Raw genomic sequence first — 24,968 nt, 5'->3', positions numbered from 1 at the left:
GGGACGGATCAGGAGACACCGGGCATGGACCTGAACGCGCTGACGCTGCTCGTCGAGATCCTCGACGCGGGCAACCTGAGCAAGGCCGCGCAGCGGCTCAAGATGAGCCGCGCGAACGTCAGCTACCGGCTAAACCAGCTCGAGCGCTCGATCGGCCAGCAGCTCGTGCGCCGCACGACGCGCCGCATCGAGCCGACCGAAATCGGGCTGAAGCTGTACGAGCACGGCCGGCGCATCCGCAACGAGCTGCTCGCCGCGCAGGAATCGGTGACGACGCTCGGCCAGGACCTGCAGGGCCGCGTGCGGCTGTCGGTGCCGAGCGGCTACGGGCAGATGGTGATGTCCGACTGGCTGCTCGCGTTCAAGCGGCTGCATCCGGGCATCGTGCTCGACGTGGTGTTCGAGAATCGCGTGGAGGACCTGATGCGCGACGAAGTCGACATCGCGATCCGCGTGATGTCCGAGCCGCCGCAGAACCTCGTCGCGCGCGACATGGGCGCGGTGCGCTACGTCGCGTGCGCGTCGCCCGCGTTCGCGGCCGCGCACGGGATGCCCGCGAGCCTCGGTGCGCTCGCCGCCGCGCCGGTCGTCACCGCGACGGTGCTGGGCCGGCAGCTGCGGATCGCGGCGTACCTCGGCGACGAACGCCACGAGGTGCTGCTCGAGCCCACGCTGATTTCGGAGAACTTCCTGTTCCTGCGCCAGGCGATCCTCGCCGGGATCGGCGTCGGCATCGTGCCCGACTACGTGATGCAGGACGACATGCGGCGCGGCACGGTCGTCACGTCGCTCGACGCGTATCGTCTCAGCATCTTCGGCACGCACATGTACATGCTCTACATGCCGAACCGGCACCACACGCGCGCGACCGCGACGTTCATAGAGTTCATCCTCGAACAGGCCGGAAAGGCCGGCCGGGGCGGGCCCGGCGGGATGCGTCAGGGTTTCCTGTCGGATGACAATCCGCCGGCCGCACGGCGACAATAGCGCGCCGCCCGTGCGGAGCGCGTGCCGCGCACACGCCGCCTCCTTCGAATTCACTGTTGCCGAGGGTTTCAATGTTCGACCGGATCCGTCCGCATTCGCGTCCCCGGACGCTCGTCGCCACGCTCGCGCTTGTCGCGCTCGCCACGTTCAGCGCCGGCTGCACGTCCCCGTCCGCGCCGTCGAACGCCGTCGTGCCGGTGGCCGCCGCGTCCGGCGCCGCGGTACCGCTGCCCGGCGTTCACGCGCCCGAACTGGCGTCCGGCTGGACCGACAAGCCGGGCTGGACCTCGCAGCGCTTCATGATCGCGGCCGCGAACCCGCTCGCCACGCAGGCCGGCTACGAGATGCTGAAGGCCGGCGGCACCGCGATCGACGCGGCGATCGCCACGCAGATGGTGCTCGCGCTCGTCGAGCCGCAATCGTCGGGGCTCGGCGGCGGCGCGTTCATGCTGTACTTCGACGGCCGTGCGACGCAGGCGTACGACGGCCGCGAGACCGCGCCGGCCGCCGCGACCGACCGGCTGTTCTACGGCCCGACCGGCCAGCCGATGGGCTTCTACGAAGGTGTCGTGGGCGGCCGTTCGGTCGGCACGCCGGGCGTGCTGCGGATGCTCGACGCCGCGCACCGCGCGCACGGCAAGCTGCCGTGGCGCCGGCTGTTCCAGCCCGCGATCCGGCTCGCCGAGCACGGCTTCACGATCAGCCCGCGCCTCGCGATGCTGATCGCGAACGACAAGTACCTGATGAACGACCCGGCCGCGCGTGCGTACTTCTACAACAAGGACGGCACGCCGAAGGCGGCCGGCACGGTGCTGAAGAACCCCGCGCTCGCGACCGTGCTGCGCCAGGTTGCCGATCGCGGCGCGAATGCGTTCTACACCGGCGCGATCGCGCGCGACATCGTCACGAAGGTGCGCAAGCACCCGACCAATCCGGGCCTGCTGTCGCTGCAGGATCTCGCGCGCTACAAGGCGAAGGTGCGGGCGCCGCTGTGCACCGACTACCGGCGCTCGGTGGTGTGCGGGATGCCGCCGCCGTCGTCGGGCGGCCTCGCGATCGCGCAGATGCTCGGCATCCTCGAGGCGATGCCCGACTGGCAGCGGATCGGCGCGCAAAAGCCGGTGCGCAACGAAGTCGGCTACGAGCCGACGCCGTTCGCCGCGCACCTGTTCAGCGAGGCGGGACGCCTCGCGTATGCGGACCGTGCGCGCTACGTCGCCGATCCGGATTTCGCGCCGCTGCCGGGCGGCAGCTGGGCGAGCCTCGTCGACCGGGCCTATCTCGCGCAGCGCGCACGCCTGATCGGCGACACCAGCATGGGCGTCGCGCAGGCCGGCACGCCGCAGGGCGCGACGCTCGCGCTGGCCGACGACCGCAGCCCCGAATTGCCGTCGACGTCCGACATCGCGATCGTCGACCGCTACGGCCAGGCGCTGTCGATGACGACCAGCGTCGAGGACGCGTTCGGTTCGCGGCTGATGGTGCGCGGGTTCATGTTGAACAACCAGTTGACCGATTTCTCGTTCGTGTCGGACGAGAACGGGCGGCCGGTCGCGAACCGCGTGCAGCCGGGCAAGCGGCCGCGCTCGGCGATGTCGCCCGAGCTCGTGTTCGACCAGAAGACGAAGCAGGTGACGATGATCGTCGGCTCGGCCGGCGGCCCCGCGATCATCAACCACGTCGCGAAGACGATGATCGGCGTGATGGACTGGGGGATGACGATGCAGCAGGCGATTGCGCTGCCGAACGTCGGGTCGATGAACGGGCCGACGCAGCTCGAACGCGGCCGCGTGTCGGACGCGCTCGTCGACGGGTTGAAAGGGCGCGGGCACGACGTGCGGGTCGTCGAGATGAATTCGGGACTGCAGGGGATCCAGCGGCTGAACGTGCAGGGGCAGACGGTGTGGTTCGGCGGGGCCGACCCGCGGCGGGAAGGCGTCGCGATGGGTGAATGACGCCGGCAGGCTGGCGCCTCGATCTCGCGTAGACTGGCACCCTCTGCCCTCGAGGAGCCGCGACGTGAATTCGACGACACTCTTGCTGTATGTCATCACCGTATCCGCCGTCACGGTCACGCCCGGCCCGACGATGCTGCTGGCGCTGAACAACGGCGCCACACGCGGCATGCGCATCGCGGCTTACGGCATCGCTGGAGCCGCGCTGTCCGACCTGATTCTGATCGGCGCGGTCGGATGTGGGCTCGGCGCACTCATGCAAGCGTCGGAACACCTGTTCGTCATGCTGAAGTGGGCGGGCGCCGCGTACCTGCTCTACCTCGCCTGGGTGCTCTGGCGTGCCCCTATGTCCCTGCCGTCGGCCGACGCCGTGCAAGCGGACGGCGCACGCGACGGCCGCTCCGCATTCAAGCGCTCGCTGCTTGTTGCACTGTCAAATCCAAAGGGCTTGCTGTTCTTTTCGGCATTCCTGCCGCAGTTCATCCGGCCCCAATCGAACGTCTCGGCCCAGTACGCAACGCTGGCGATCCTGACGGCCATGATCGACGTCCTGTTGATGGGAATTTACGCGGCAAGTGGCTATCACGCGATGAAGGTCATGTCCGGCAAAGCCCTGAAATGGCTCAATCGCGGCTGCGCCGGCATGCTGGCCGGGCTGGCGGTCGCCCTCAGCCTCTATCGACGCGGCACCGCGACCTGATGCGACGACGACCTCGCCGCGTCGCAACACCCCTCCGCTCACCCCCGCCCCTTCCACGGCACCACCCGCCGCTCGACCCATCGCATCGCGAGATCGAACAGCCACGCGATCGCGCCGATGATCAGAATCCCCATCACAACGATGTCCGTGCGCAGGAAGCTCGATGCGTTGAGCACCATCTGCCCGAGCCCGGCCGTCGCGGCGACCATCTCGGCCGCGACGAGTGTCGTCCAGCCGAACCCGATCGCGATCCGCAAGCCGGTGAGGATTTCCGGCAGCGCGGCCGGCAGCACGACATGGCGCACGATCTGCGCGAAGCTGCCGCCGAGCGAATACGCGGCGTTGATCTGCTCGACGGTTGCCGCGCGCACGCCGGCACGGGCGGCCATCGCGATCGGCGCGAAGCACGCGAGGAAGATCACGACGAGCTTCGCCGTCTCGTCGATGCCGAACCAGATCACGACGAGCGGCAGATACGCGAGCGGCGGCAGCGGCCGGTAGAACTCCAGCAGCGGATCGAGCACGCCGCGCGCGATGCGGCTCACGCCCATCAGGATCCCGGCCGGCACGCCGATCGCAGTGGCGAACACGAAGGCGCCGAACACGCGCGCGGCGCTCCACAACAAATGCTCCGACAACGGCAGGCCGCCCTGGATGCGGCCATGCCACGCGTCGACGAACGCGGCCCACACCGCTTCCGGCGCGGGCAGGAACAGCGGCGGCAGCCACTGGAAATGCGTCGCGACCCACCACAGCACGGCCAGCGCCGCGACCGTCGCCGCGCTCAGCCCCGCGGTCTTTCCTTGTCCCGGCAGCCGGTAACGGCGCGACGACGGCGCGCGACGCAACGCTGCCTGAGGCTGCGTGCGATCGCCCGGTTCGAAACCTGCGTCCGTACGATCGGCCGCCCACGAATCCTGCGTGCTCATGCTGTCCTGCCTGTGCAAAGTGCTGATCCGACCGCGCCCGACGGACGCGCCCTGCCGCGCGAGCTCGCGCCTCACGCGGCTTCCCCGACCGCCTCGTCGCGATGCAGATACGCGATCAGCCGCTCGCGCCACGCGATGAATTCCGGCGACGACTTCACCGCGCGCGCATCGCGCGATTCGACGTAGCGCCGCGCGAACGGCAGCTCGAACGTTTCCGCGATCCGGCCGGGGCCCGGCGTCATCACGACGAGACGCGTCGCGAGGAACAGCGCCTCCTCGACGTCGTGCGTGATGAAGAACACCGTCTTGCCGGTACGTGCCCACACGTCGAGCACGAGCGCCTGCATCGTGCCGCGCGTCATCGCGTCGAGCGCGCCCATCGGCTCGTCCATCAGCAGCACGCGCGGATCGCTCGCGAGCGCACGCGCGATGCCGACGCGCTGCTGCATCCCGCCCGACAGCTCGTACACGCGCGCGTGCGCATGCTTGTCGAGCCCGACCAGCGCGAGCATCTCCCGCGCCCGCGCTTCGCGTTCGGCCTTCGACACGCGTGCGAAGCGCAGCCCGAGCGCGACGTTCTCGAGCACGTCGAGCCACGGCAGCAACGCGTATTTCTGGAACACGACGCCGCGATCGGCGCCGGGGCCCGTGACCGGCACGCCGTCGACGCGCACGTCGCCGGTCGTCGGCGCGACGAAGCCGGCCATGCAGTTCAGCAGCGTCGTCTTTCCGCACCCGGACGCGCCGAGCGCGACGACGAATTCACCGGCTTCGATGCGCAGGTCGACGCGCGCGAGCGCCTGCGTCGTCGGCCGGCCGCGTTCGCCGGGATAGTCGACCGATACCTGACGGACTTCCAGCGTGCTCATGCTCGGGACTCCGCGATGATCGCCGCGTTCAGCGCGCGGCCTTCTGCACGAACTGCGGATCGACGCCGACCGAATAGTCGGCGAGCACCGCCCGGATCGTGCCCTGCGATTTCAGGAACGCGGCGGTGGCCGCGAGCGACTTCGCGGCGCCGGACTGCGCACCGCCGCCGAGCCACGTCGGCGACGCCTGCTCGGCCGGCGTCGGAAACGCGTAGAGCGCGAGGCTCGCGGGCACGTCCTGCGCGTCCGCGCCCGATACCTTCGCGACCGCCGCGACCTGCGGCGAGCCGACCTTCCACGCCGCCGCATGCGCGCGGTAGTCGGCGTCGGCGGCCGCGAGCACCTTCACGAAGCGCGCGACGAACTCGGGGTTTTCGCGCGCGAACTTGCGGCTCACGACGAAGCCGTCGAAGGTCGCCTTGCCACTTTCTTTCGCAACCTTGCCGGACGTCGTCAGCACGGTGCCCGACTGCTTGACCTTCGCGAGCACCGGATCCCAGATGTAGGTCGCGTCGATGTCGCCGCGCGTCCACGCGGCCGCGACCTCGGGCGGACGCAGGTTGACGATCTTCACGTCGTTCGGGTTCACGCCGGCGGCCTGCAGCGCGACGAGCGTATGGAAATGCGACGTCGACACGAACGGCACGCCGATCTTCCTGCCCTTCAGCGCGGCGACGCTGGTCACGCCCGAGCCGTTGCGCGCGACGAGCGCCTCGGCGTCGTTGATGTTGTCGAGCACCCAGAACAGCGAGATGTCGAGCCCCTGCGACAGGCCGGCCGCGATCGGGCTGGAACCGGCCTCGCCGAGCTGCACGGAGCCCGACGCGAGCGCGCGGATCACGTCGGCGCCGCTGTCGAGCTTGCGGAACGTGACCTTGTAGCCGGTCGCCTTTTCGACTTCACCGCTCGCCTGCGCATAGCGCCACGGCACGACCATGTCCTGGTACGCGATCACGACCTCGCGCGATTCGGCATGCGCCGCGCCGAGCGCGGCAAAGGCGGTCAGCGCGACGACGGCGCGGCGGACGAAGCTGAAACGGGACATGCGGCTCTCCTTCGGAATGCGGGCATTGCTGCGGGAGAGCCGACTTTACGAGCTTTGCGCGCGGCGGGAGCGAACTTATCCTGCGAAGCTATCGATGCCGTTTCAGCTTTGCTTTCCATGCTCGACCGGATTGCGTGTCCGGTCGGGTGACGATTGCCGTGCGCATGCGCGGATGGCCGCCGCGCCAACGAAAAAGCCCGCATCGCTGCGGGCTTTTTTCGACTGCGCGAGACAATCGCGGCATCGCGACGCTCAGACCACCCCGGCCCCATGCGCCTGCAGATCGGCGTGATAGCTCGAACGCACCATCGCGCCGACGGCCGCGTGCGTGAAGCCCATCTTGTACGCCTCTTCCTCGTACATCTTGAACGTATCCGGATGCACGTACGCACGCACCGGCAGGTGGTGCTCGGACGGTTGCAGGTACTGGCCGATCGTCAGCATGTCGACGTCGTGCGCGCGCAGGTCGCGCATCACCTGCAGGATTTCCTCTTCGGTCTCGCCGAGGCCGACCATCAGGCCCGACTTCGTCGCGACGTCCGGATGCAGCGCCTTGAAGTCCTTCAGCAGCTTCAGCGAGTGCGCGTAGTCCGAACCCGGGCGCGCTTCCTTGTACAGGCGCGGCACCGTTTCGAGGTTGTGGTTCATCACGTCGGGCGGCGCGGCGTTCAGGATCGAGATCGCGCGGTCGAGACGGCCGCGGAAGTCCGGCGTCAGGATCTCGATGCGCGTCTCCGGCGACTGCTCGCGCACTTCGCGGATGCACTCGACGAAGTGGGCGGCGCCACCGTCGCGCAGGTCGTCGCGGTCGACGCTCGTGATCACCACGTACTTGAGCTTGAGCGCCGCGATCGTGCGCGCGAGGTTCTTCGGTTCGTCCGCGTCGAGCGGATCGGGACGGCCGTGGCCGACGTCGCAGAACGGGCAGCGGCGCGTGCACTTGTCGCCCATGATCATGAACGTCGCGGTGCCCTTGCCGAAGCATTCGCCGATGTTCGGGCAGCTCGCTTCCTCGCACACGGTATGCAGGTTGTGCTCGCGCAGGATCGTCTTGATCTCGTTGAAGCGCGAGCTGCCGGTGGCCGCCTTCACGCGGATCCACTCCGGCTTCTTCAGCTTCTCGATCGGAACGACCTTGATCGGGATGCGCGCCGTCTTCGCCTGCGCCTTCTGCTTGGCGGTGGGATCGTAGGCAGCGGTCGCGGCCGAGTCGGCCGGTGCGGGGGAAGCGGTAACGTCAGTCATTCGAATGTTCCAGTGCCTGCGGCTTGTCGGCGGCCGCGGATGCGCCATCGAGGTTGGCAATCAGACGACCCACCAGCGTGTGGGCGACGTCGTTCCAGTCGGCGGCAACCTCGAGGCTCGCCATGTCGACGGTTTCCAGTCCGGCATAGCCGCACGGGTTGATCGCGAGAAACGGGCGCAGATCCATCTTCACGTTCAGGCTCAGCCCGTGATAGCTGCAGCCGTTGCGGATCTTCAGGCCGAGGGCCGCGATCTTCGCGCCTTCGTGCACGCCGGATGCCACGTAGATGCCCGGCGCGCCCGCCTTGCGGACCGAAGCGAGATTATACGCCGCGAGGGTTTCGATCACGGCCTCCTCGATCTTCGTCACGAGCGTGCGCACCATCAGCTTGCGCCGGCGCAGGTCCAGCAGCAGGTAGGCGACGATCTGGCCGGGGCCGTGGTAGGTGATTTGCCCGCCGCGGTCGACCTTCACGAGCGGCACGCCGCTGTCGGCCACCAGCAGGTGGGCCGGGTCGCCGGCCTGGCCGAGCGTGTAGACGGGCGGATGCTCGACGACCCAGATTTCGTCGCCGGTGTCGGCCGTGCGCGTGTCGGTGAACGCGCGCATCGCGTCGAAGCTCGTCTCGTAGGCCTCGCTGCCCCGCCAGCGCACGGTGACCGGCACGACGGGCTGGACCGGAGACCCGGCGGGCGATTCGGAAACAGCGACAGGCGTGGACACGATGGCAACCGGCGAGACGGACATGGGCGCTAGTTTACCGAAAACCCATGCGTCTCGCCGGCCCGGGAAGGGGACGGATCGCGAGCATCCGTCGGAGGAAAGGTCGGTCAGACGGTGCGCCAGCCGTCGTGGAACAGCGCGTTTACGCGGTTGCGCAGCCGCGCCAGCGCGCCGCGCGCGACTTCCCCGGCCGGCCGCGACACCGAGAACGCGACCTGCGCGCCCTGCCGGCCTTCCGCGCTGAGCCACAGCCGCTCGCCGCGACGCAGCCGGAGCGTCTCGCCGTCGACCAGGAAGTAGTCTTCGACGTCGTTGCTGCGCGTCGCCCACACCGGCCCGCATTGCACCGTCAGACGCGTGCTGCGCTGCACCTTCATCGGCACGGTCTCGCCCGCGGGGATTTCGAACGTGATGCTTGAAGAAATTTCTTGCATGATCGACTCCGCCAATAAATGCTTCGATGGCTACAATCGTAGTCACTTCAAGGCACCCGACCAAACGACCAATTTTCACGTCGATGTGAGGAAAATTAGCAAATGGACCTCCGCCAGCTGCCTGCGCTGAACGCGATTCGCGCGTTCGAAGCCGCCGCCCGTCACGAGAATTTCTCCCGCGCCGCCGACGAGCTGTACGTCACCCACGGCGCGGTCAGCCATCAGGTTCGCGCGCTCGAGGAGGAGCTCGGCGTGCAGCTGTTCACGCGCAACGGCAAGCGGCTGTGCCTGACCGACGCCGGCATGCGCTACGCGCAGCAGGTGCGCACCGCGCTGATGCAGATCGCCGATGCGACGCGCGAGGTGCGCGCGAGCGACCGCGGACGGCGACTGGTGGTGTCGATGCTGTCTTCGTTCGCCGCGCGCTTCATCACGCCGCGCATCGGCACGTTCATCGAGCGGCATCCGGAAATCGACGTCGAGCTGCAGTCGACCAACTCGCTCACCGACTTCGCGCGCGACGACGTCGATCTCGCGATCCGCTTCGGCTCCGGCAGCTATCCGGGGCTGCACGTCGAGCCGCTGTTCGAGGAAGTGTTCTTCCCGGCGTGCGCGCCGACGCTGAACGGCGGCAAGCTGCCGCAGACGCCCGCCGATCTCGTGCACTACAACCTGCTGCGCTCGGACGACGAGCTGTGGCGGCCGTGGTTCGACGCGGCGGGGCTCGATACGCTGACCGAGCCGAAACGGGGGATTCTGTACCAGGATTCGTCGAACCTGCTGCTGGCCGCGATCGACGGCCAGGGCATCGCGCTGGTGCGCCGCTCGCTCGCGGTGCACGACCTGCTGGACGGGCGCCTCGTGCGCCTGTTCGACATCGACGGGCAGAGCCCGTGGCACTATTTTTTCGTGTGTCCGCCGCCGCTCGTGAACACGCCGCGCGTGCAGGCGTTCAGGACCTGGCTGCTTCAGGAAGTCGCGGAGTACCAGCAGCTGTGCGACGAGCTGGACGCGCGGCGCGCGGCGGGGAAAACCCCCGCCGAGTGCGCGCAGGAAGGAGGATGGAAAGCGGCGCTCAGAGCACGACCTTGACCATCGGATGGCCGGTCAGTGCGCGGTAGATGTCGTCGAGCTGTTGCTGGCTCGTGGCGCGCACGGTGATCGTGAGGCCGGTGTAGTTGCCGCCGCTCGAGGCACGCTCCTCGATCTTCTCGACGTCGATCTCGTTGTCGTGGACGGCCACGACCTTGAAGATCGTATCCTTGAACTCCGGGTGCGCCTTGCCCATGATCTTGATCGGGAAGTCGCACGGAAACTCCAGCAGCGACTCCTTCCGGGCATCGATCGCGCCGGTGACCTCGATGGTTTTGGTCGGTTCGCTCATCACTTTCTCCGGGTTAGGTCAAACTGTTCAAACTCGCGTGCCTTCGCACGCTGGTACGCGTCGTACAACGCCGCGAACACGGGGCCCGGCTTGCCGCCCTGCACGGGCAGGTCGTCGAGCGACGTGACGGGCAGAATCTCCTTCGTGGCCGACGTGATCATGATCTCGTCCGCCGAGCGCAGCTCGGCTTCGCTGATCTCGCGCGCGACGAACGGAATGCCGCATTCGTCGGCCAGCTGCTCGACCAGCGCGTAGCGGATCCCTTCGAGGATCCTGTTGCTGCGCGGCGGCGCGTACAGCTCGCCGTTCTTCACGACCCACACGTTCGACGACGAACCTTCGGTCACGTTGTCGTCGCGCAGCTGGATCGTCTCGAACGCGTCGCGTTCGGCAGCATGCTGCGCCATCAGCACGTTGCCGAGCAGCGAAATCGACTTGATGTCGCAATGCAGCCAGCGGCGATCCTCGGCCGTCACGCAGCGCACGCCCTGCGCGCGCTCCTGGTCCGACGGCAGGCGCAGCGGGCTCGTCATCGCGAACACCGTCGGCACCGTATTCGCCGGGAACGCGTGGCCGCGCTTCGCGACACCGCGCGTCACCTGCAGGTAGACGAGCGCATGGCCGTCGCCGAGGCCTTCCGCATTCGCGGCGACCACGCGCTCGATCAGCGCGCGCCAGCCGGCCGCGTCATGCGGATTGTCGATGCCGATCTTCTTCAGGCTGCGCGCGAGCCGGTCCAGATGCTGTTCGATCCGGAACGGCACGTGCGCGCCGTCATGCGCATAAACGGGGACGACTTCATACACGCCATCGCCGAAGATGAACCCGCGGTCGAGCACCGGCACGCGGGCTTCCGACAGCGGCACCAGTTCCTCGTGCGACGACACGCTGAGGTAGACGATCGGTTCGAATTCGGCTTGGCTCATGGCAATGACAGATGGGGATGAAGTCGTGAAAACAAAGGCCCGTCGCGCTTACTTCTTCTTGCTGAACATCAGCAGGATCGAGTCCCAGATACGGCCGAAGATACCCGCTTCCGGCACGGCCTGCAGCGCGACGACCGGGAACTCCGACAGCGTCTTGCCGTCGGCGACGATCTTCACGGTACCGACCTGCTGGCCTTCCGCGAGCGGCGCGATCAGCGGCGCGTTGACCTCGACTTCCGGCTTGACCTTGTCGCCCAGGCCGCGCGGCACGGTCACCCACTGGTCGCCCTTCACGCCGACCTGCACGGTGTTTTCCTTGCCCTTGTAGATGCGCGGCGTCGACATCGCCTGGCCGCCCTTGAACAGGCGCACCGCGTCGAACGCGCTATAGCCGTAGTTCAGCATCTTCATGCTGTCCTGCGTGCGCTCGCCTTCCTTCTGCTCGCCCATCATCACCGACACGAGACGGCGCTGGCTGTCGACACCCGGGATCGCGCGCTTCGCCGACGCGATCAGGCAGTAGCCGGCCGCCTGCGTATGGCCCGTCTTCAGGCCGTCGACCGTCGGATCCAGCCACAGCAGGCGGTTGCGGTTGCCCTGGCGGATGTTGTTGTACTTGAATTCCTTCTCCGAGAAGATGCCGTAGTACTGCGGAAAATCGCGGATCAGGTGCGCGGACAGCTTCGCGAGGTCGCCGGCCGTCGTGTAGTGGTTCGGGTCGGGCATGCCGTTCACGTCGGCGAAGTGCGTGCCCTTCATGCCGAGGCGCGCCGCCTCGTCGTTCATCAGCGTGACGAACTGCCCTTCGCTGCCGCCGACCAGTTCGGCCAGCGCGATCGCGGCGTCGTTGCCCGACTGGATGATCATCCCGTACACGAGGTCGTGCACCGACACCGGCTTGTTCGCCTCGATGAACATGCGCGACTCGTCGGTGCCGACACGGCGTACCGCGACGCTCGGCGTGACGATCTGCTCCATCGAGATCTTCTTCTTGTCGAGCGCCTCGAACACCAGGTAGGCCGTCATCAGCTTCGTCAGCGATGCGGGCTCGACGCGTTCGTCGGCGTTGCCCGAGGCGAGCACCGTGTTGCTCGTCGCATCGACGAGCACCCACGAGCGCGCGTTCACGCCCGGCGGCGGCACCGCGCCCGGCATGAAGGTCGCGGGCGCGCCGGTGAACTGCTCGGCGGCGGCGGCCGGCGCGGCATGCGCGGCCTTGGCCTTGGCGGCCGGCTTCGCCTCGGCGACGACGATCGTCGACGCGAGCGCGACGGGCAGCATCACGCCGAGCGCGACGTTGCGCGCGGCGGTGCCGAAGGCGATGGAAGAAGCGAGGGACTTGAGGCCTTGGGGAGACAGACGCATGATCGATTCAGGCTGATGGCAGAAAGTGCGGCGCGAAACGCGCAAGGGTTGAACGGCAAGGCGGCGGGCGTTCCGGCGTTCGTCCGACTGTGTCGGACGGCGCGAAACGCGCCGGTTGGACTCGTGCGGACGCGTTCGGTTCGCGGCCGTCGCGAGCGGGCGGACAGGCGGCGAAACGAGCGCCGCATGGGCCCAGCCGGGCCGCGGGCGACGCGAATTGCGGCCATTATACGTGGCTGCGAACGGCGTTTTCGGGAACCGTGGCCCGGGCGGCCGCACGCCGGGTTCAGCGCATCAACGCCACGCGTCGACGATGATGCGCTTCAGCACGTGCAGCTTGCGATGGAAGAAATGCTCGGCGCCGGGGATCACGACGACCGGCAGTTCCTGCGGCCGCGCCCAGTCGTAGACCGACGCGATCGGCACCGTGTCGTCGGTTTCGCCGTGGATCACGAGCGTGTTCTCCGGCACGTCGGCGACCTGCCAGCGGCTCGCGGCCGTGCCGACGAACACCATCCGCTCGATCGTCTCGCCCGCGTCGCGCAGCCGCTTCGCGACATGCGACAGCACGAAGGTGCCGAACGAGAAGCCCGCGAGCACGAGCGGCAGGTCCGCATACGCGGGCTGCGCGCGCATGTGCGCGAGCACGGCAAGCAGGTCGTCGGCCTCGCCGATGCCGTTGTCGTGCACGCCCTCGGTCGCGCCGACGCCGCGGAAGTTGGACCGGTACACCACGTAGCCGAGCTGGACCAGCGTGCGCGCAAGGGTTTGCGCGACCTTGTTGTCCATCGTGCCGCCGAACAGCGGATGCGGGTGCGCGACGAGCGCGATGCCGCGCGGCGCGGCGCTGGCGTCGCGCATGGCGTCCGGCAGGTCGACCGCGATTTCGATCTGCCCGACCGGGCCGGCGATCAGCGATTTCTGCGTATGAACGTTCATTCGGCCGGCCCGCTCAGATCTTCAGGCGCTCGACGACCTTGCCGTCGCGCAGGTGCGATTCGACGATCTCGTCGATGTCGGCCTGGTCGACGTACGTGTACCACGTGCCTTCCGGATACACGACCATCACGGGCCCTTCCTCGCAGCGGTCGAGGCAGCCGGCCTTGTTGATGCGGACCTTGCCGGGCCCCGCGAGGCCGAGTTCCTTCACGCGCTTTTTCGCGTATTCCTGCATGGTCTGCGCATCGCATTGCGCGCAGCTCGGACGCTCGGCGCCCGGGTCGCGCTGGTTCAGGCAGAAGAAGACGTGGTGCTGGTAGTAGGAATCCATGATGGTGACGAGCGGCCCGGCGCGGTGCCGGGCGGAAAGAGGGGCGATCGCCGTTGCGCGCGGCAACGGATGTGCGGACGATTATAACGAGCGGCGCGCGCCGCTGCCCGCGACCGAACCGTGGCCGCCCTGCCCGGCGTGCCGCGTCAGCGCCGCGGCGCGGCCGGCAGCCACGCGTGCTCGACGCGCTGGCCGAGCCAGATCAGCGCCGCGTAGGGCCAGATCCACGCGAGCCAGCGCGCGATGCTGTTGAAGTGCACGTAGCGGCCCTGCCGCCAGCCCGACAGCGTGAAGTCGAAGAACGGGTTGACGGGCAGCAGGTTGACGAGCGCCACGCCGGCCAGCAGCGCGAGCGCCGCGAGCAGCGCGCGCCACGCGGCCGGCACGCGCAATGCGAGCAGGGCCGCCGCGAAGCCGAGCTCGATACCGAGCCGCGCACCGGGCGTCGCCCACACGACGACGAGGCCGGTGCTCGACTGCATGAAGGTCGCGGCCGCCTTCAGCGCGAGCGTCGCGACGACGAACCCGATCAGGAGCCGCACGCGCGGCGCGCGCTCGCGCATCGCGAGCGACGCGATCGCCAGCGCGGCGAACAGCATCAGCCCGCCGAGCGTGGCTTCCCACGCGGAGTCGGACAGCCAGCCGTCGACGCGCTCGGGCCATTCGCTCACGCGCCACGCGGCCGGCAGCCACGCGAGCAGCGCGTCCTGCATCGAGCCGTCGGCGCGTTCCCACAGCGCGGCCGGCCAGTCGCCGATGCCGAACAGGAACGGCGACGGAAACAGGATCGCGAACGGCCACAGGCCGGCGAGCAGCAGCGGCGTCGCGCCGTCGTTCTCGAACCACGCGAAGCGCAGCCGGCGCAGCGCGCCGCGCTCGAGCAGCGCGCCGGTGGCCGGTGCCGCGAGCGCCGCGCCGAGCAGCGCGCCGAGCGCGTTGGCCGCGAGGTCGAGATTCGACGCGACACGTGTCGGCAGGTAGGTCTGCAGCGCCTCCATCGACCCCGACAGCAGCACGCCGAGGCCGCCGACGATCAGCGTCGCGGCCACGCCGCGCCAGCGCGGATGCAGCGCGAGCACGCCGAGGGCGCCGAACGGCAGGTAGCCGAGCACGTTGGTGACCACGTCGAACGCGGTCACATAGCGCTGCATCGGCGCGAACAGGTAGTCGAACGGCCCGATGCCGAGCGACACCCAGCCGTCGAACGGATACAGCGATGCATAGACGACGAGCGCCGCATACGCAGCGAACGCCTGCCGCGCCAGCGACGACGCGCGCGACGTGCCCGGCGCCCTCATCGCGGCTGCGCGCGGTGCGTCACGGGTTGCCCGCGTACGCCTGCACGCCGACCCACGCGGCGATCTGCGACACGAGCTCGTCGCTCGCGGCCGCGAGCGCACGCGCGCCGCCTTCCGCATCGGGCGTGCTCGACGGCGCGCGCGCGACGAAGGTGCGCTGGCCGAGCACCTTGCCGTCCTGCATCAGCGTCGCGCGCGCGGTGACCGCGCCGTGGCTCTGCGACTGCCCGTCGAACACCTGCTCGAATTCGTTCAGGTCGACCTTCAGCGTCGGCGCGCGCACGCCGTCGGTGCCTTCGAGCACCGCGCCGCGCGACGACAGCGCGCCGCGCAGCCGCTGCGTGAGCAGTTGCGCGGGCGGTGCAGTCCAGCGACTGTCGCGATAGACGGCCATGCGCTGCGCATCCGCATACGCGAGGCGGTAGACGAACTTGTCCGTGTCGAGCGCGTCGGGCGCGGCGACGTCGAGCACCTTCAGCGCGGGCCCCGTGCCGGCCGTGACGACCGATGCGGCCGGCCCGAGGTCGTAGCGGACGTTCGACAGCGCCGCGCCGTTGCCGGCGCAGCCGGCGGCGAACACGAGCGTCAGCATCGCGAGGGCGGTCGCGGCCGGACGCAGCGCGCGGTCAAGGATTCGTGGCATGGCATGTTCCTGCATGATGTTTCCGGTTTCGATGGCGTGATGGCCCGGTCTCGCACCGGGGCGGTCGAGCGGCGGGCTGGCGATGCGCTTCATTTCCCGGCCGCGGCCCCGGCCCCCGGCCAGACGAAGCCCGCCTCGCCGGGCCCGGGCGCGGAACCGGGCGAGCCGAACAACAGACTGCGCGGGTTGCGGCCGAGTTCACCGGCGACGTCCTTCAATTGCCGCGACGCATCGCCGACGCTGCCGGCCAGCGCGTTGAAACGCGGCAGCGTGTCGTACTGGACCCGCGCGTTCAGGTCGTTCAGCGCGACGCCGACCTGCTCGGCAGCCGAGCCGGCCTTGTTCAGGTTCGACACGAGCGGCCCGTTCGGCTGCAGCAGCGTGTTCGCCGATGCCATCGCGCGATCGACCTGGTGCATCGTCTCCGGCAGCGCGGCCACCGCCGGCGCGAGCTGCTTCGACAGCGTCGCCGCGCCGTCCGCCGCGTGCTGCAGGCTTTCGGCCGTCGCGCGCAGCTGCTCGCGCATCTCCGGCGACATCAGCGCGTTCGCGCTTTTCGCCGCCAGCTCGAGCTGCCGCAGCAGCACGTCGCCGCGCTCCTGGATCTGGTCGAACAGGCTCGGCCGCATCGGGATCTGCGCGATCGCCTTCGGCGACGACGGCAGCGGCGCCAGGTCGCGCCCCGTATCCTCGAGCTGCACGAACGCGATGCCCGTCACGCCCTGGAAGCCGAGGCTGCCGTAGGTCGACTGCGTGATCGGCGCGTCGCGATCGACGAGGATCCGGATCCGGATCTGGCCCGGATGCGTGCGATCGAAGCCGATCGACTGCACCTTGCCGACGTCGAGGCCGCGAAAACGCACGGCCGCATCGGGGAACAGGCCCGTCACGTTGGTGCGCGCGAGCAGGTCGTACGGCACGCGCACGGTGCGGTCGACGTTGAACCAGAACACGGTGCCCGCGATCGCGAGCGTCAGCGCGATCGTGAACAGGCCGGCCCAGAACGCATGTGATTTGTTTTCCATTCGCGGATTCCTTGCTTCTTGCCTTGCTTACAGATCGACGCTCGACGGCGCCGGTTCGAGGGCCGCCTTCGGCAGCTTCGCGCGCCGCTCGGGCGGCAGCGCCTGCAATGCGCGGCGCCCGCGCAGCCCCAGGAAATATTCGTGGATGAACGGATGGTCAACGTTCGCGGCCTCCTCGACGGGGGCCGCGACCAGCACCTTGCGGTCGGCCAGCACCGCGACGCGCGTCGACAGCGCGACCATCGTGTCGAGATCGTGCGTCACCATCACGACCGTCAGCCCGAGCGTGCGGTGCAGCGTCGCGATCAGCTCGACGAATTCGTCGGACGCCTGCGGGTCGAGGCCGGCGGTCGGCTCGTCGAGGAACAGCAGCTCCGGCTCGAGCGCGATCGCGCGCGCGATGCCGACCCGCTTCACCATCCCGCCCGACAGCGCAGCCGGCATCTTCGACGCGTGCTTGCACGGCAGCCCGACCATCTCGAGCTTCAGCATCACGATGTCGTGCAGCAGGTCGGGCGGCACGCGGCCGAGCTCGCGCAACGGCTGCGCGACGTTGTCGAACACCGTCATCGACGAGAACAGCGCGCCCTGCTGGAACAGCATCCCCGAGCGCGTGCGCATCATCCGCGCGGTCGCGTCGTCGATCTTCGACGTGTCCTCGCCGAACACCTTGATCGTGCCCGACGTCGGCCGCTCGAGGCCGAGGATCTGCCGCACCAGCGTCGTCTTGCCCGAGCCCGAGCCGCCGACGATCGCGACGATCTCGCCGCGCCGCACGTCGAAATCGAGCTTCTGGTGAATGATGTTGCGCCCGTAGCGCTTCGTCAGGTTGCGCACCTCGATCACGAGGTCGTCGCCGGGCACGGCGGCGCCCGGCGGCGTGCCGACCGAGCCTGCGCCGATTGCCGCGGCATGTGCGCTGGCGGCACCGGCCGCCGGTTCGTTCGACGCGTTCATCCGAGCCCCACGTTCTGGAACAGGATCGCGAACACCGCGTCGGCGAGGATCACGACCGTGATCGACGAGACGACCGAGGTCGTCGTCCCTTCGCCGAGGCTCTGCGAGTTCGCCTTGATCCGGAAACCGAAATGACAGGCGACCAGCGCGATCAGCATGCCGAACACGACACCCTTGCCGATGCCGATGTACAGGTTCGCGATCGGCACGACGCCCGGCAGCGAGCGCACGAAATAGTTGACGTCGATGCCGAGCACCAGCTTCGCGGCGAGCGCGCCGCCCGTGAGCGCGATGATGTTGGTCCACATCACGAGCAGCGGCATCGCGACGCCGAGCGCGAGCACGCGCGGCAGGATCAGCCGCAGCCCGTGCGGGATGCCCATCACGCGCATCGCGTCGAGTTCCTCGGTCACGCGCATCACGCCGATCTGCGCGGTGATCGCCGACCCGGAGCGGCCCGCGACGAGGATCGCCGACAGCACGGGCCCCAGCTCGCGGATCACCGACAGCCCGAGGATGTTCACGATGTAGCGGTTCGCGCCGAACATCTGCAGCTGCTGCGCGGACAGGTAGCTGAGCACGATGCCGATCAGGAACGCGACCAGCGCGGTGATCGGCAGCGCCTGCGCGCCGGCGCTGTAGATGTTCGCCGAGATTTCCTTCCACGGCATCGTCTTCGGGCGGCGCAGCACCGACAGCGCATCGAGGATCACGAGGCCGAACATCGCGATGCCGCCCTGCAGGTGTTCGGCGAACGCGAAGATCGCCTGGCCGAGGCGCGTGACGGGATCGAACCGCACGACGCGCTCGGGCGCCTCGCGCTGGCTGTCGAGGCGTTCGATCCGCTCGAAGATCGTGCGCTGCGTGGCGGACAGCTCGACGCCGGCCGGCAGCTTGCGGCCCCACACGCGCCACAGCGCCTGGCCGCCGACGTGGTCGAGTCGCTCGATGCCGGACAGATCCCATTCGTTCACGCGCCCGGACGCGATGCCCGCGATGCGGCGCGCGACCGCGCCGCGGTTGCGCGCAAGCGCGAGTGCGGTCCATTGGCCGTACAGGCGCACCGTCTGACCCTGGCCGCCGGCGTCGACCGACAGGCCGGGAGGAGTCTCGAAGTCCAAGGGCGGATTGTTTGCAAAAGGATGACAGCGGCCATTGTAGCGAACCGCCCGGCGCCGCGACGTGAGGATTGCCGTCGGGGCGCGCGGCCGGGAGCGCGTGGCGGGGCGCGCGTGGCCGGCGCGTCGGGCCGCGGGCATCCGGTTGCGGGTGCCCGGCCCGCCACGGCGCACCGTTCGCCGCCGGATCGGCATGCCGGGCTGCGACCTTTCATTCTTCCGTCACGTTTCCTTTCGATACTCTCACGCGCCGCACGTCAGGCCGTCGGCGCCCGCGCCGCCATCTCGCGGCGCGCCTCGCGATTCATAGAACAGAACACCGAACAGGACAATCGATGCGTCTCCCCCCGCTTTCCCGCCGCCGCGCGAGCGCCGCCGCCGCGCTCGCCAGCCTCGCCTTCGCCCTCGCCGGTTGCGGCGGCGACGACGTCACCGCTCCGCCGTCATCGCAGACGCAGGCCCAGGCGCCCGCCGGCACGACCACGACGCTCGCGCTGCTCGAAACGACCGACCTGCACACCAACGTGCTGTCGTACGACTATTTCAAGCTCGCCGCCGACAAGTCGCTCGGCTTCGAGCGCGTGTCGACGCTGATCGCGCAGGCGCGCGCGCAGTACCCGAACACGCTGCTGCTCGACAACGGCGACACGATCCAGGGCACCGCGCTGTCGGACTACCAGGCGCTCGTGAACCCGATCGGCTGCGACCAGACGCTCGCGATCTACAAGGTGATGAACGCCGCGAAGTTCGACGGCGGCGGGATCGGCAACCATGAGTTCAACTACGGGCTGCCGTACCTGTCGCAGGTGACCGGCAACACGTTCGACGTCGACGGGCTGCCGCCCCCCGCGCAGCAGAAGAAGTGCGCGGGCCCGAACTTCCCGCAGGTGCTCGCGAACGTGATCAGCGCGAGGACCAACGCGCCGCTGTTCACGCCGTACACGATCCTCACCCGCACGGTGACGGCCGTCACGCCCGACGGCAAGACCGTCAGCGCGCCGGTGAAGATCGGCATCATCGGCTTCACGCCGCCCGCGATCATGAGCTGGGACAAGCGCTGGCTCGACGGCAAGGTCTACACGACCGGCCTGAAGGAAGCGGCCGAGAAGTACATTCCGGAGATGCGCGCGAAGGGCGCCGACCTCGTCGTCGCGATCTCGCACGGCGGCCTCGACAACACCGCGTACTCGCCGACGATGGAGAACGGCAGCTGGTGGCTGTCGAAGGTGCCCGGCATCGACGCGATGCTGATCGGCCACTCGCACCAGGTGTTCCCGGACGCGAACAGCACCGTGGCGCAGTTCAACCTGGCGGGCGTCGACAAGGCGAAGGGCACCGTCAACGGCGTGCCGACCGTGATGGCCAACTACTGGGGCAAGCATCTCGGCGTGATCAAGCTCGGCCTCAAGTTCGACGGCAAGACGTGGAGCGTCGACAAGTCGCAGACGACCGTCGAGGCGCGGCCGATCCAGAACGCGGACAAGAGCTACGTCGCCGCCGATCCGTCGGTGTCCGCCGCGATCGCCGCCGAGCACCAGGCGACGATCGACTACGTGAAGACGCCGATCGGCTCGACCGACTACCGGATGAACTCGTACTTCGCCGACGTCGGCGATCCGGGTGCGATCCAGATCGTCAACGAGGCGCAGGCCGACTACGTGAAGACCTACGTGCAGGCGAACCTGCCGCAATACGCGTCGCTGCCGGTGCTGTCGGTCAGCGCGCCGTTCAAGAGCGGCTTCGGCGGCGGCAGCGACTACACCGACGTCGCGCCCGGCGCGCTCGCGATCAACAACGCGGCCGACCTGTACCTGTATCCGAACACCGTGTACGCGGTGAAGGTGAGCGGCAGCGACGTGAAGAACTGGCTCGAGACGGCCGCGAAACGCTTCAACACGATCGACCCGACCCAGGCGACCGTGCAGCCGCTCGTCAGCAGCTTCCCCGGCTACAACTTCGACATGTTCACGTCCGCCGATCTCGCGTACGAGATCGACGTCACGCAGCCGGTCGGCAGCCGGATCAGGAACCTGACGTACAAGGGCGCGCCGATCGACCCGAACGCGCAGTTCATCGTCGCGACCAACAACTACCGCGCGAGCGGCGGCGGCAACTTCCCGGGCCTCGACGGCAGCAAGACGATCTTCGCGTCGCCTGACGCGAACCGCGACGTGCTGATCGCGTTCATCAAGAAACGCGGCGCGATCACGCGCGCGGCCGACGGCGCGCAGCGCAGCTGGCGCTTCACGAAGCTCGCGAGCTCGGTCGCGCACGTGCGGTTCACGTCCGCGCCGAACCGGCTCGGCGACGCGGCGGCTGCCGGCCTGAGCGGCCTCACGCAGGTCGCGGCCGACGACGGCTCGGGCAAGAACCTCGCCATCTACGAGATCGACCTCACGCAATGACCACGAGACCCGCGATGCAACCGATCCGGACGATGCGGCCGGCCGAGGCCGGCTTCACCGCCGCCGCGCGGCGCGTGCTGCGCACGAAACTCCCGCCGGCCGCGTTGCTCGCGGCGGCGGCCGTGACCGTCGCGGCCGTGGTCGCCGCGACCGGCTGGCGCGCCGCCGGCCCCGCACCGAGCGCCGCGCAGCTCGACGAATGGCAGGCGATGGTCGCGCAGGCCGTCGAGCCGCACGCGCTCGCGCAGTTGCGCACCCTCGCGCGCCGCGGGTCGGGCGACGCGCAGGCGGCGCTCGGCATCGCGCTCGTCGATGCGCGCGAGCCGGGGCTGCGCGACGAGGGACGCGGCTGGCTGGAAACCGCCGCGCAGGCGGACGGCCGTGCCGACACGCCGGCCGCGCGGCGTGCGCAGCTGGCACTCGGCAAGGCTCTGCTGCTCGGCAGCGGCGACATCCCGAAGGATTACGCACGCGCCCGCGCGCTGCTCGGCGAAGCGGCCGGACAGGGCGATCCGGCCGCCGCGTATTACCTCGGGCTGATCTATCGCAGCGGCTACGGCACCGCCGCGGACGCCGTGCAGGCCGCGCACTGGTTCGAGCTCGCGTCGCGCGCGGACCTCCCGGCCGCGGACTTCATGCTCGCGAACGCGTACCGCGAAGGCAGCGGCGTGCCGCGCGACGAAGCGCGCGCGCTCGCGCTGTATCGCCGGGCGGCGGAACACGAGCTGCCGGAAGCCGTGCAGACGCTCGCGATAGCGTATCGCAACGGCGAACTGGGGCTCAAGCCCGACGCGGACGAATTCCACGCGCAGTGGATCGAAACCGCGCATGCGCTGAAGCACCCGGTCATCGCGCCGTGATGCGCGCGAGCCGCCTGGCCGGGTGCCGTCGCGGCATCCGGCGTCAGGCGGCGCCGCTGCGCGCGGGTCGTTCCAGACGCATGTACGAGTCGGACACGATCAGTCCGAAGACGACGTGATCGAGCGCGCTCACCCAGCCTCGCGCGTCGGCGAACCACGGGAACAACTGCGTCATGCCGTAGTAGTTGACGACGTACAGCAGCACGCCGAATACGGCCCCCGCCACGCTGGCCATCCCGATGCTCGAATCCAGGCTGAAACACGCAATGATCACGGCCAGGACCAGCGCAAATACGATCGACAACGCGAAGTGCACGCCCAGCGCGGCCAGCAGCGTCCCCACTTCGACCGTGGCCGACGGCGCGAGCGCGTCATCGCCGAAGTAGATGGCCGCGATCATGCGCAGCGGCGCCCACGCGTCGTGTCCGATGATTGCCGCCGCGACGACCTGGACGACGAGGAAAACCGCACCGGCCACGCACCCGCCGATCACGGCGGCTCGCCACACCGGAATGCGGCGCACGTAATGGTGCGAATGCATGTGGAGTTGCATGGCCATCTCCTTGAAAACGGTCGGCCGCCGCATCAGCGCCGGTGCGTATGCGACGTACCCGCTCGCACCGCCGACCATGCCGACTCGAGCGAGTCCATCAGCCGGCGACAGGCACACGTCGTCGGGAGCCCGGCGGCATCGGCGATCCGGCGCGTCTTGCGGTGAAGGCGCTCGAACAGGCTGGACGGGCTCGAACCCGAATGAAGCGGGTTCATCGCCACTTCCGTCGATGCGGCAACGACGAGGACGCGCCGGCGCGCGCCGATTCGTCTGCGTTACTGCCGGCAACGCCGTCGAACATGCCGCCAGAGCGGATACTTCGAACGTAGTCGTGCCGGTCGCCAATTTCAAGATGCCGGCCGGCGGCGGTACGCAACGGCGCCGGGTTCGGCAGGCGAAAGCGGCAACAGGCCCGCGGTCCAGCAGGACACCGACCGCGGGCATGCGCGCGCCCGTGCAAGCCGAGCCTGAAAAACAGGTAGCCGCGCCGGATTCGGTCGATATTGCTGCCGGTGCTTCCAAGCGCCGCTTCCGCCCCTGTCGCTACAATAGCCACCATGAACGCCCCCACCTCCTCCGACACGCCCGATTCCGGCGACGCGCACATCGCGCGCAACCGGCTCGAGGCGCACCTGGATGCCGCGCCGCGCGCGTGGCCGCTCGACATCGTTGCCGCCACCGGCTCGACCAACGCCGACGTCGCGACGCGCCTCAAGGCGCTGCCGCGCGCCGCGAACGCGCTGCCCGCGCCGCTCGTGCGCGTCGCGTTCGAGCAGACGGCCGGCCGCGGCCGGCAAGGCCGCCCGTGGTTCGCGCAGCCCGGCAACGCGCTGCTGTGCTCGGTCGGCTGCATCGTGCCGCGCCCCGTGGACGCGCTCGGCGGCCTCAGCATCGCGATCGGCGTCGCGCTCGCGGAAGGGCTCGCCGCGCTGCCGCTCGACGCCCGCACGCGCGTCGCGCTCAAATGGCCGAACGACCTGCTGCTGACGGTCACCGACGACGGCACGCCGCGCATCGTCGGCAAGCTCGCCGGGATCCTGATCGAAACCGTCTGGACCACCGCCGACGCGACCGCCGTCGTGATCGGCTTCGGCATCAACGTGCGCGGCGCGGAAGCCGTCGCCGCGCAGGTCGACGCGCTGCGCGCGCGCGAAGCGACGCTCGCGAGCGGGCTGCCGCCGGCCGCGCTGTCGGCCGCGTGCGCATCGGCCAATCTCACCGATACGCTCGCCGCCGCGCTGAACGCGCTCACCCCCGCCCTCGCGCAGTTCGGCACCGACGGGCTCGCGCCGTTCCTGCCGCGCTGGCACGCGCTGCACGCATACGCAGGGCGCGAAGTCGTGCTGCTCGAACAGGGTGTCGAACGCGCGCGCGGCATCGCGACCGGCATCGACGCGACCGGCCAGCTGCTGCTCGACACGCCCGATGGCGTGCGGGCGATCGCGGCCGGCGACGTATCGCTGCGCGAAGCGCAATGAACGAACCGCATCTGCTGATCGACGCCGGCAACAGCCGGATCAAGTGGGCGCTCGCCGACGCGCAGCGCACGCTCGTCGACACCGGCGCGTTCGGCCATACGCGCGACGGCGGCGCCGATCCCGACTGGTCGGCCGTGCCGCGTCCGCGCGGCGCATGGATCTCGAACGTCGCGGGTGCCGACGTGGCCGCCCGGCTCGACGCGCTGCTCGACGCCCGTTGGCCCGGCCTGCCGCGCACGACGATCCGCTCGCGGCCCGCGCAATGCGGCGTGACGAACGGCTATACGATGCCCGAACAGCTCGGCAGCGATCGCTGGGCCGGTTTGATCGGCGCACATGCGGCGTTTCCGGGCGAGCATCTGCTGATCGCGACGTTCGGCACGGCGACGACGCTCGAAGCGCTGCGTGCGGACGGTCGTTTCACCGGCGGGCTGATCGCGCCGGGCTGGGCGCTGATGATGCGCGCGCTCGGCACCCACACCGCGCAATTGCCGACGCTGACCACCGACATCGCGAGCGGGCTGCTCGCGGGTGCGCAGGCCGAGCCGTTCCAGGTCGATACGCCGCGCTCGCTGTCGGCCGGCTGCCTGTACGCGCAGGCGGGGCTGATCGAACGCGCGTGGCGCGATCTCGCCGATGCGTGGCAGGCCCCCGTGCGGCTCGTGCTGGCAGGCGGTGCGGCCGACGACGTCGCGCGTGCGCTGACGCTGCCGCATACGCGGCACGACGCGCTGATCCTGTCCGGGCTTGCGCTGATCGCCGCGGAAGCGGCGGCGCAGGATTGACGTCAGACCGGCC

Annotated in this window: 27 protein-coding genes; 8 read left to right on the top strand and 19 right to left on the bottom strand. The window is 69.5% G+C overall.

The genetic code is table 11. The features are described 5' to 3' along the window. Positions 1 to 24 precede the first annotated feature (24 nt). The 3 genes from NQV17_RS19710 (at position 25) to NQV17_RS19700 (ending at position 3,642) form a co-directional block, all read left to right on the top strand. A complete protein-coding gene (locus NQV17_RS19710) occupies positions 25 to 987 on the top strand; it encodes a LysR family transcriptional regulator (protein ID WP_124486547.1) in 963 nt (320 codons plus the stop codon). A 71-nt stretch (positions 988 to 1,058) separates the two neighbouring features. Next, positions 1,059 to 2,942, top strand: coding sequence for a gamma-glutamyltransferase (gene ggt, locus NQV17_RS19705; RefSeq protein WP_257773546.1), 1,884 nt, complete (start codon positions 1,059 to 1,061; stop codon positions 2,940 to 2,942). A gap of 64 nt (positions 2,943 to 3,006) precedes the next feature. Then, positions 3,007 to 3,642: a LysE family translocator gene (locus NQV17_RS19700; RefSeq protein WP_257773545.1), complete on the top strand. Its 636-nt coding sequence runs from the start codon at positions 3,007 to 3,009 to the stop codon at positions 3,640 to 3,642. A 38-nt stretch (positions 3,643 to 3,680) separates the two neighbouring features. Here NQV17_RS19700 and NQV17_RS19695 read toward each other — a convergent pair whose 3' ends face one another. The 6 genes from NQV17_RS19695 to NQV17_RS19670 form a co-directional block, all read right to left on the bottom strand. Next, positions 3,681 to 4,571, bottom strand: a complete 891-nt coding sequence (locus NQV17_RS19695; protein ID WP_257773544.1) for an ABC transporter permease subunit — start codon at positions 4,569 to 4,571, stop codon at positions 3,681 to 3,683. Positions 4,572 to 4,642: 71 nt separating this feature from the next. Further along, the gene (locus NQV17_RS19690; RefSeq protein ID WP_257773543.1) at positions 4,643 to 5,440 is read right to left on the bottom strand and encodes a taurine ABC transporter ATP-binding protein; all 798 of its coding nucleotides are present in this window, start codon (positions 5,438 to 5,440) and stop codon (positions 4,643 to 4,645) included. 28 nt (positions 5,441 to 5,468) lie between these two features. After that, positions 5,469 to 6,485, bottom strand: coding sequence for a taurine ABC transporter substrate-binding protein (gene tauA, locus NQV17_RS19685; protein WP_257773542.1), 1,017 nt, complete (start codon positions 6,483 to 6,485; stop codon positions 5,469 to 5,471). A gap of 252 nt (positions 6,486 to 6,737) precedes the next feature. Beyond that, complete coding sequence (gene lipA / locus NQV17_RS19680; protein WP_044846752.1) at positions 6,738 to 7,730, bottom strand: lipoyl synthase; 993 nt, start codon at positions 7,728 to 7,730, stop codon at positions 6,738 to 6,740. Continuing rightward, positions 7,723 to 8,478 carry a lipoyl(octanoyl) transferase LipB gene (gene lipB, locus NQV17_RS19675; RefSeq protein WP_124571346.1) on the bottom strand — a complete coding sequence of 252 codons (756 nt, stop codon included), beginning with the start codon at positions 8,476 to 8,478 and terminating at the stop codon, positions 7,723 to 7,725. Before lipB ends, lipA begins: the two co-directional genes overlap by 8 nt. Before the next feature lie 83 nt (positions 8,479 to 8,561). Next, positions 8,562 to 8,888: a DUF2917 domain-containing protein gene (locus tag NQV17_RS19670; RefSeq protein ID WP_044846777.1), complete on the bottom strand. Its 327-nt coding sequence runs from the start codon at positions 8,886 to 8,888 to the stop codon at positions 8,562 to 8,564. Between the two features lie 102 nt (positions 8,889 to 8,990). Here NQV17_RS19670 and NQV17_RS19665 point away from each other — a divergent pair, with 102 nt between their 5' ends. Then, positions 8,991 to 9,980, top strand: coding sequence for a transcriptional regulator GcvA (locus NQV17_RS19665; protein WP_257773541.1), 990 nt, complete (start codon positions 8,991 to 8,993; stop codon positions 9,978 to 9,980). Here NQV17_RS19665 and NQV17_RS19660 read toward each other — a convergent pair. The 10 genes from NQV17_RS19660 to NQV17_RS19615 all read right to left on the bottom strand — a co-directional run bounded on the left by NQV17_RS19660 (position 9,964) and on the right by NQV17_RS19615 (position 18,877). Then, positions 9,964 to 10,272, bottom strand: a complete 309-nt coding sequence (locus NQV17_RS19660) for a YbeD family protein (protein ID WP_044846755.1) — start codon at positions 10,270 to 10,272, stop codon at positions 9,964 to 9,966. The two genes, NQV17_RS19665 and NQV17_RS19660, sit on opposite strands and share 17 nt — an antisense overlap. Next, on the bottom strand, positions 10,272 to 11,198 hold the full coding sequence (locus NQV17_RS19655; RefSeq protein WP_124520683.1) for a D-amino acid aminotransferase: 927 nt from the start codon (positions 11,196 to 11,198) through the stop codon (positions 10,272 to 10,274). Before NQV17_RS19655 ends, NQV17_RS19660 begins: the two co-directional genes overlap by 1 nt. 48 nt (positions 11,199 to 11,246) lie before the next feature. Further along, positions 11,247 to 12,563: a D-alanyl-D-alanine carboxypeptidase family protein gene (locus NQV17_RS19650; protein ID WP_257773540.1), complete on the bottom strand. Its 1,317-nt coding sequence runs from the start codon at positions 12,561 to 12,563 to the stop codon at positions 11,247 to 11,249. 294 nt (positions 12,564 to 12,857) lie between these two features. Continuing rightward, positions 12,858 to 13,502 carry an alpha/beta hydrolase gene (locus tag NQV17_RS19645; RefSeq protein ID WP_257773539.1) on the bottom strand — a complete coding sequence of 215 codons (645 nt, stop codon included), beginning with the start codon at positions 13,500 to 13,502 and terminating at the stop codon, positions 12,858 to 12,860. 13 nt (positions 13,503 to 13,515) lie between these two features. Beyond that, entirely contained in the window at positions 13,516 to 13,833 is a 318-nt protein-coding gene (locus NQV17_RS19640; protein WP_044846759.1) for a ferredoxin, read from the bottom strand. A 146-nt stretch (positions 13,834 to 13,979) separates the two neighbouring features. After that, positions 13,980 to 15,131 carry a VanZ family protein gene (locus NQV17_RS19635; RefSeq protein ID WP_257773538.1) on the bottom strand — a complete coding sequence of 384 codons (1,152 nt, stop codon included), beginning with the start codon at positions 15,129 to 15,131 and terminating at the stop codon, positions 13,980 to 13,982. 19 nt (positions 15,132 to 15,150) lie between these two features. Then, the gene (locus NQV17_RS19630; protein ID WP_257773537.1) at positions 15,151 to 15,774 is read right to left on the bottom strand and encodes a PqiC family protein; all 624 of its coding nucleotides are present in this window, start codon (positions 15,772 to 15,774) and stop codon (positions 15,151 to 15,153) included. 89 nt (positions 15,775 to 15,863) lie between these two features. After that, a complete protein-coding gene (locus NQV17_RS19625; protein WP_257773536.1) occupies positions 15,864 to 16,799 on the bottom strand; it encodes an MlaD family protein in 936 nt (311 codons plus the stop codon). A gap of 27 nt (positions 16,800 to 16,826) precedes the next feature. Next, positions 16,827 to 17,756, bottom strand: coding sequence for an ABC transporter ATP-binding protein (locus NQV17_RS19620; RefSeq protein WP_124486560.1), 930 nt, complete (start codon positions 17,754 to 17,756; stop codon positions 16,827 to 16,829). Then, positions 17,753 to 18,877: an ABC transporter permease gene (locus NQV17_RS19615; protein ID WP_257773535.1), complete on the bottom strand. Its 1,125-nt coding sequence runs from the start codon at positions 18,875 to 18,877 to the stop codon at positions 17,753 to 17,755. Before NQV17_RS19615 ends, NQV17_RS19620 begins: the two co-directional genes overlap by 4 nt. A 332-nt stretch (positions 18,878 to 19,209) precedes the next feature. Between NQV17_RS19615 and NQV17_RS19610 the strand changes: the two genes are divergently transcribed. Then, positions 19,210 to 21,279, top strand: coding sequence for a bifunctional 2',3'-cyclic-nucleotide 2'-phosphodiesterase/3'-nucleotidase (locus NQV17_RS19610; protein WP_257773534.1), 2,070 nt, complete (start codon positions 19,210 to 19,212; stop codon positions 21,277 to 21,279). A 14-nt stretch (positions 21,280 to 21,293) separates the two neighbouring features. Then, a complete protein-coding gene (locus NQV17_RS19605) occupies positions 21,294 to 22,139 on the top strand; it encodes a tetratricopeptide repeat protein (RefSeq protein WP_257773533.1) in 846 nt (281 codons plus the stop codon). Positions 22,140 to 22,182: 43 nt separating this feature from the next. Here the strand turns inward: NQV17_RS19605 and NQV17_RS19600 are convergent, their stop codons facing one another. The 3 genes from NQV17_RS19600 to NQV17_RS19590 are packed head-to-tail and all read right to left on the bottom strand — an operon-like array spanning position 22,183 to position 23,251. After that, positions 22,183 to 22,692: a hypothetical protein gene (locus NQV17_RS19600; RefSeq protein WP_257773532.1), complete on the bottom strand. Its 510-nt coding sequence runs from the start codon at positions 22,690 to 22,692 to the stop codon at positions 22,183 to 22,185. Positions 22,693 to 22,724: 32 nt separating this feature from the next. Continuing rightward, positions 22,725 to 22,907, bottom strand: coding sequence for a hypothetical protein (locus tag NQV17_RS19595; RefSeq protein ID WP_257773531.1), 183 nt, complete (start codon positions 22,905 to 22,907; stop codon positions 22,725 to 22,727). Then, on the bottom strand, positions 22,904 to 23,251 hold the full coding sequence (locus NQV17_RS19590; protein WP_257773530.1) for a hypothetical protein: 348 nt from the start codon (positions 23,249 to 23,251) through the stop codon (positions 22,904 to 22,906). Before NQV17_RS19590 ends, NQV17_RS19595 begins: the two co-directional genes overlap by 4 nt. Between NQV17_RS19590 and NQV17_RS19585 the strand changes: the two genes are divergently transcribed. Then, the gene (locus NQV17_RS19585) at positions 23,250 to 24,170 is read left to right on the top strand and encodes a biotin--[acetyl-CoA-carboxylase] ligase (protein WP_124520671.1); all 921 of its coding nucleotides are present in this window, start codon (positions 23,250 to 23,252) and stop codon (positions 24,168 to 24,170) included. The two genes, NQV17_RS19590 and NQV17_RS19585, sit on opposite strands and share 2 nt — an antisense overlap. After that, positions 24,167 to 24,955 (top strand): type III pantothenate kinase, encoded by a 789-nt coding sequence (locus NQV17_RS19580; protein WP_257773529.1) that lies wholly within the window; start codon positions 24,167 to 24,169, stop codon positions 24,953 to 24,955. Before NQV17_RS19585 ends, NQV17_RS19580 begins: the two co-directional genes overlap by 4 nt. The last annotated feature ends 13 nt before the right edge of the window (positions 24,956 to 24,968 follow it).

It is taken from the genome of Burkholderia sp. SCN-KJ, from assembly GCF_024656005.1.
Lineage (GTDB): Bacteria > Pseudomonadota > Gammaproteobacteria > Burkholderiales > Burkholderiaceae > Burkholderia.
Note: the sequence above shows the minus strand (reverse complement) of the source record. Positions and strands in the feature narration are given on the sequence as shown.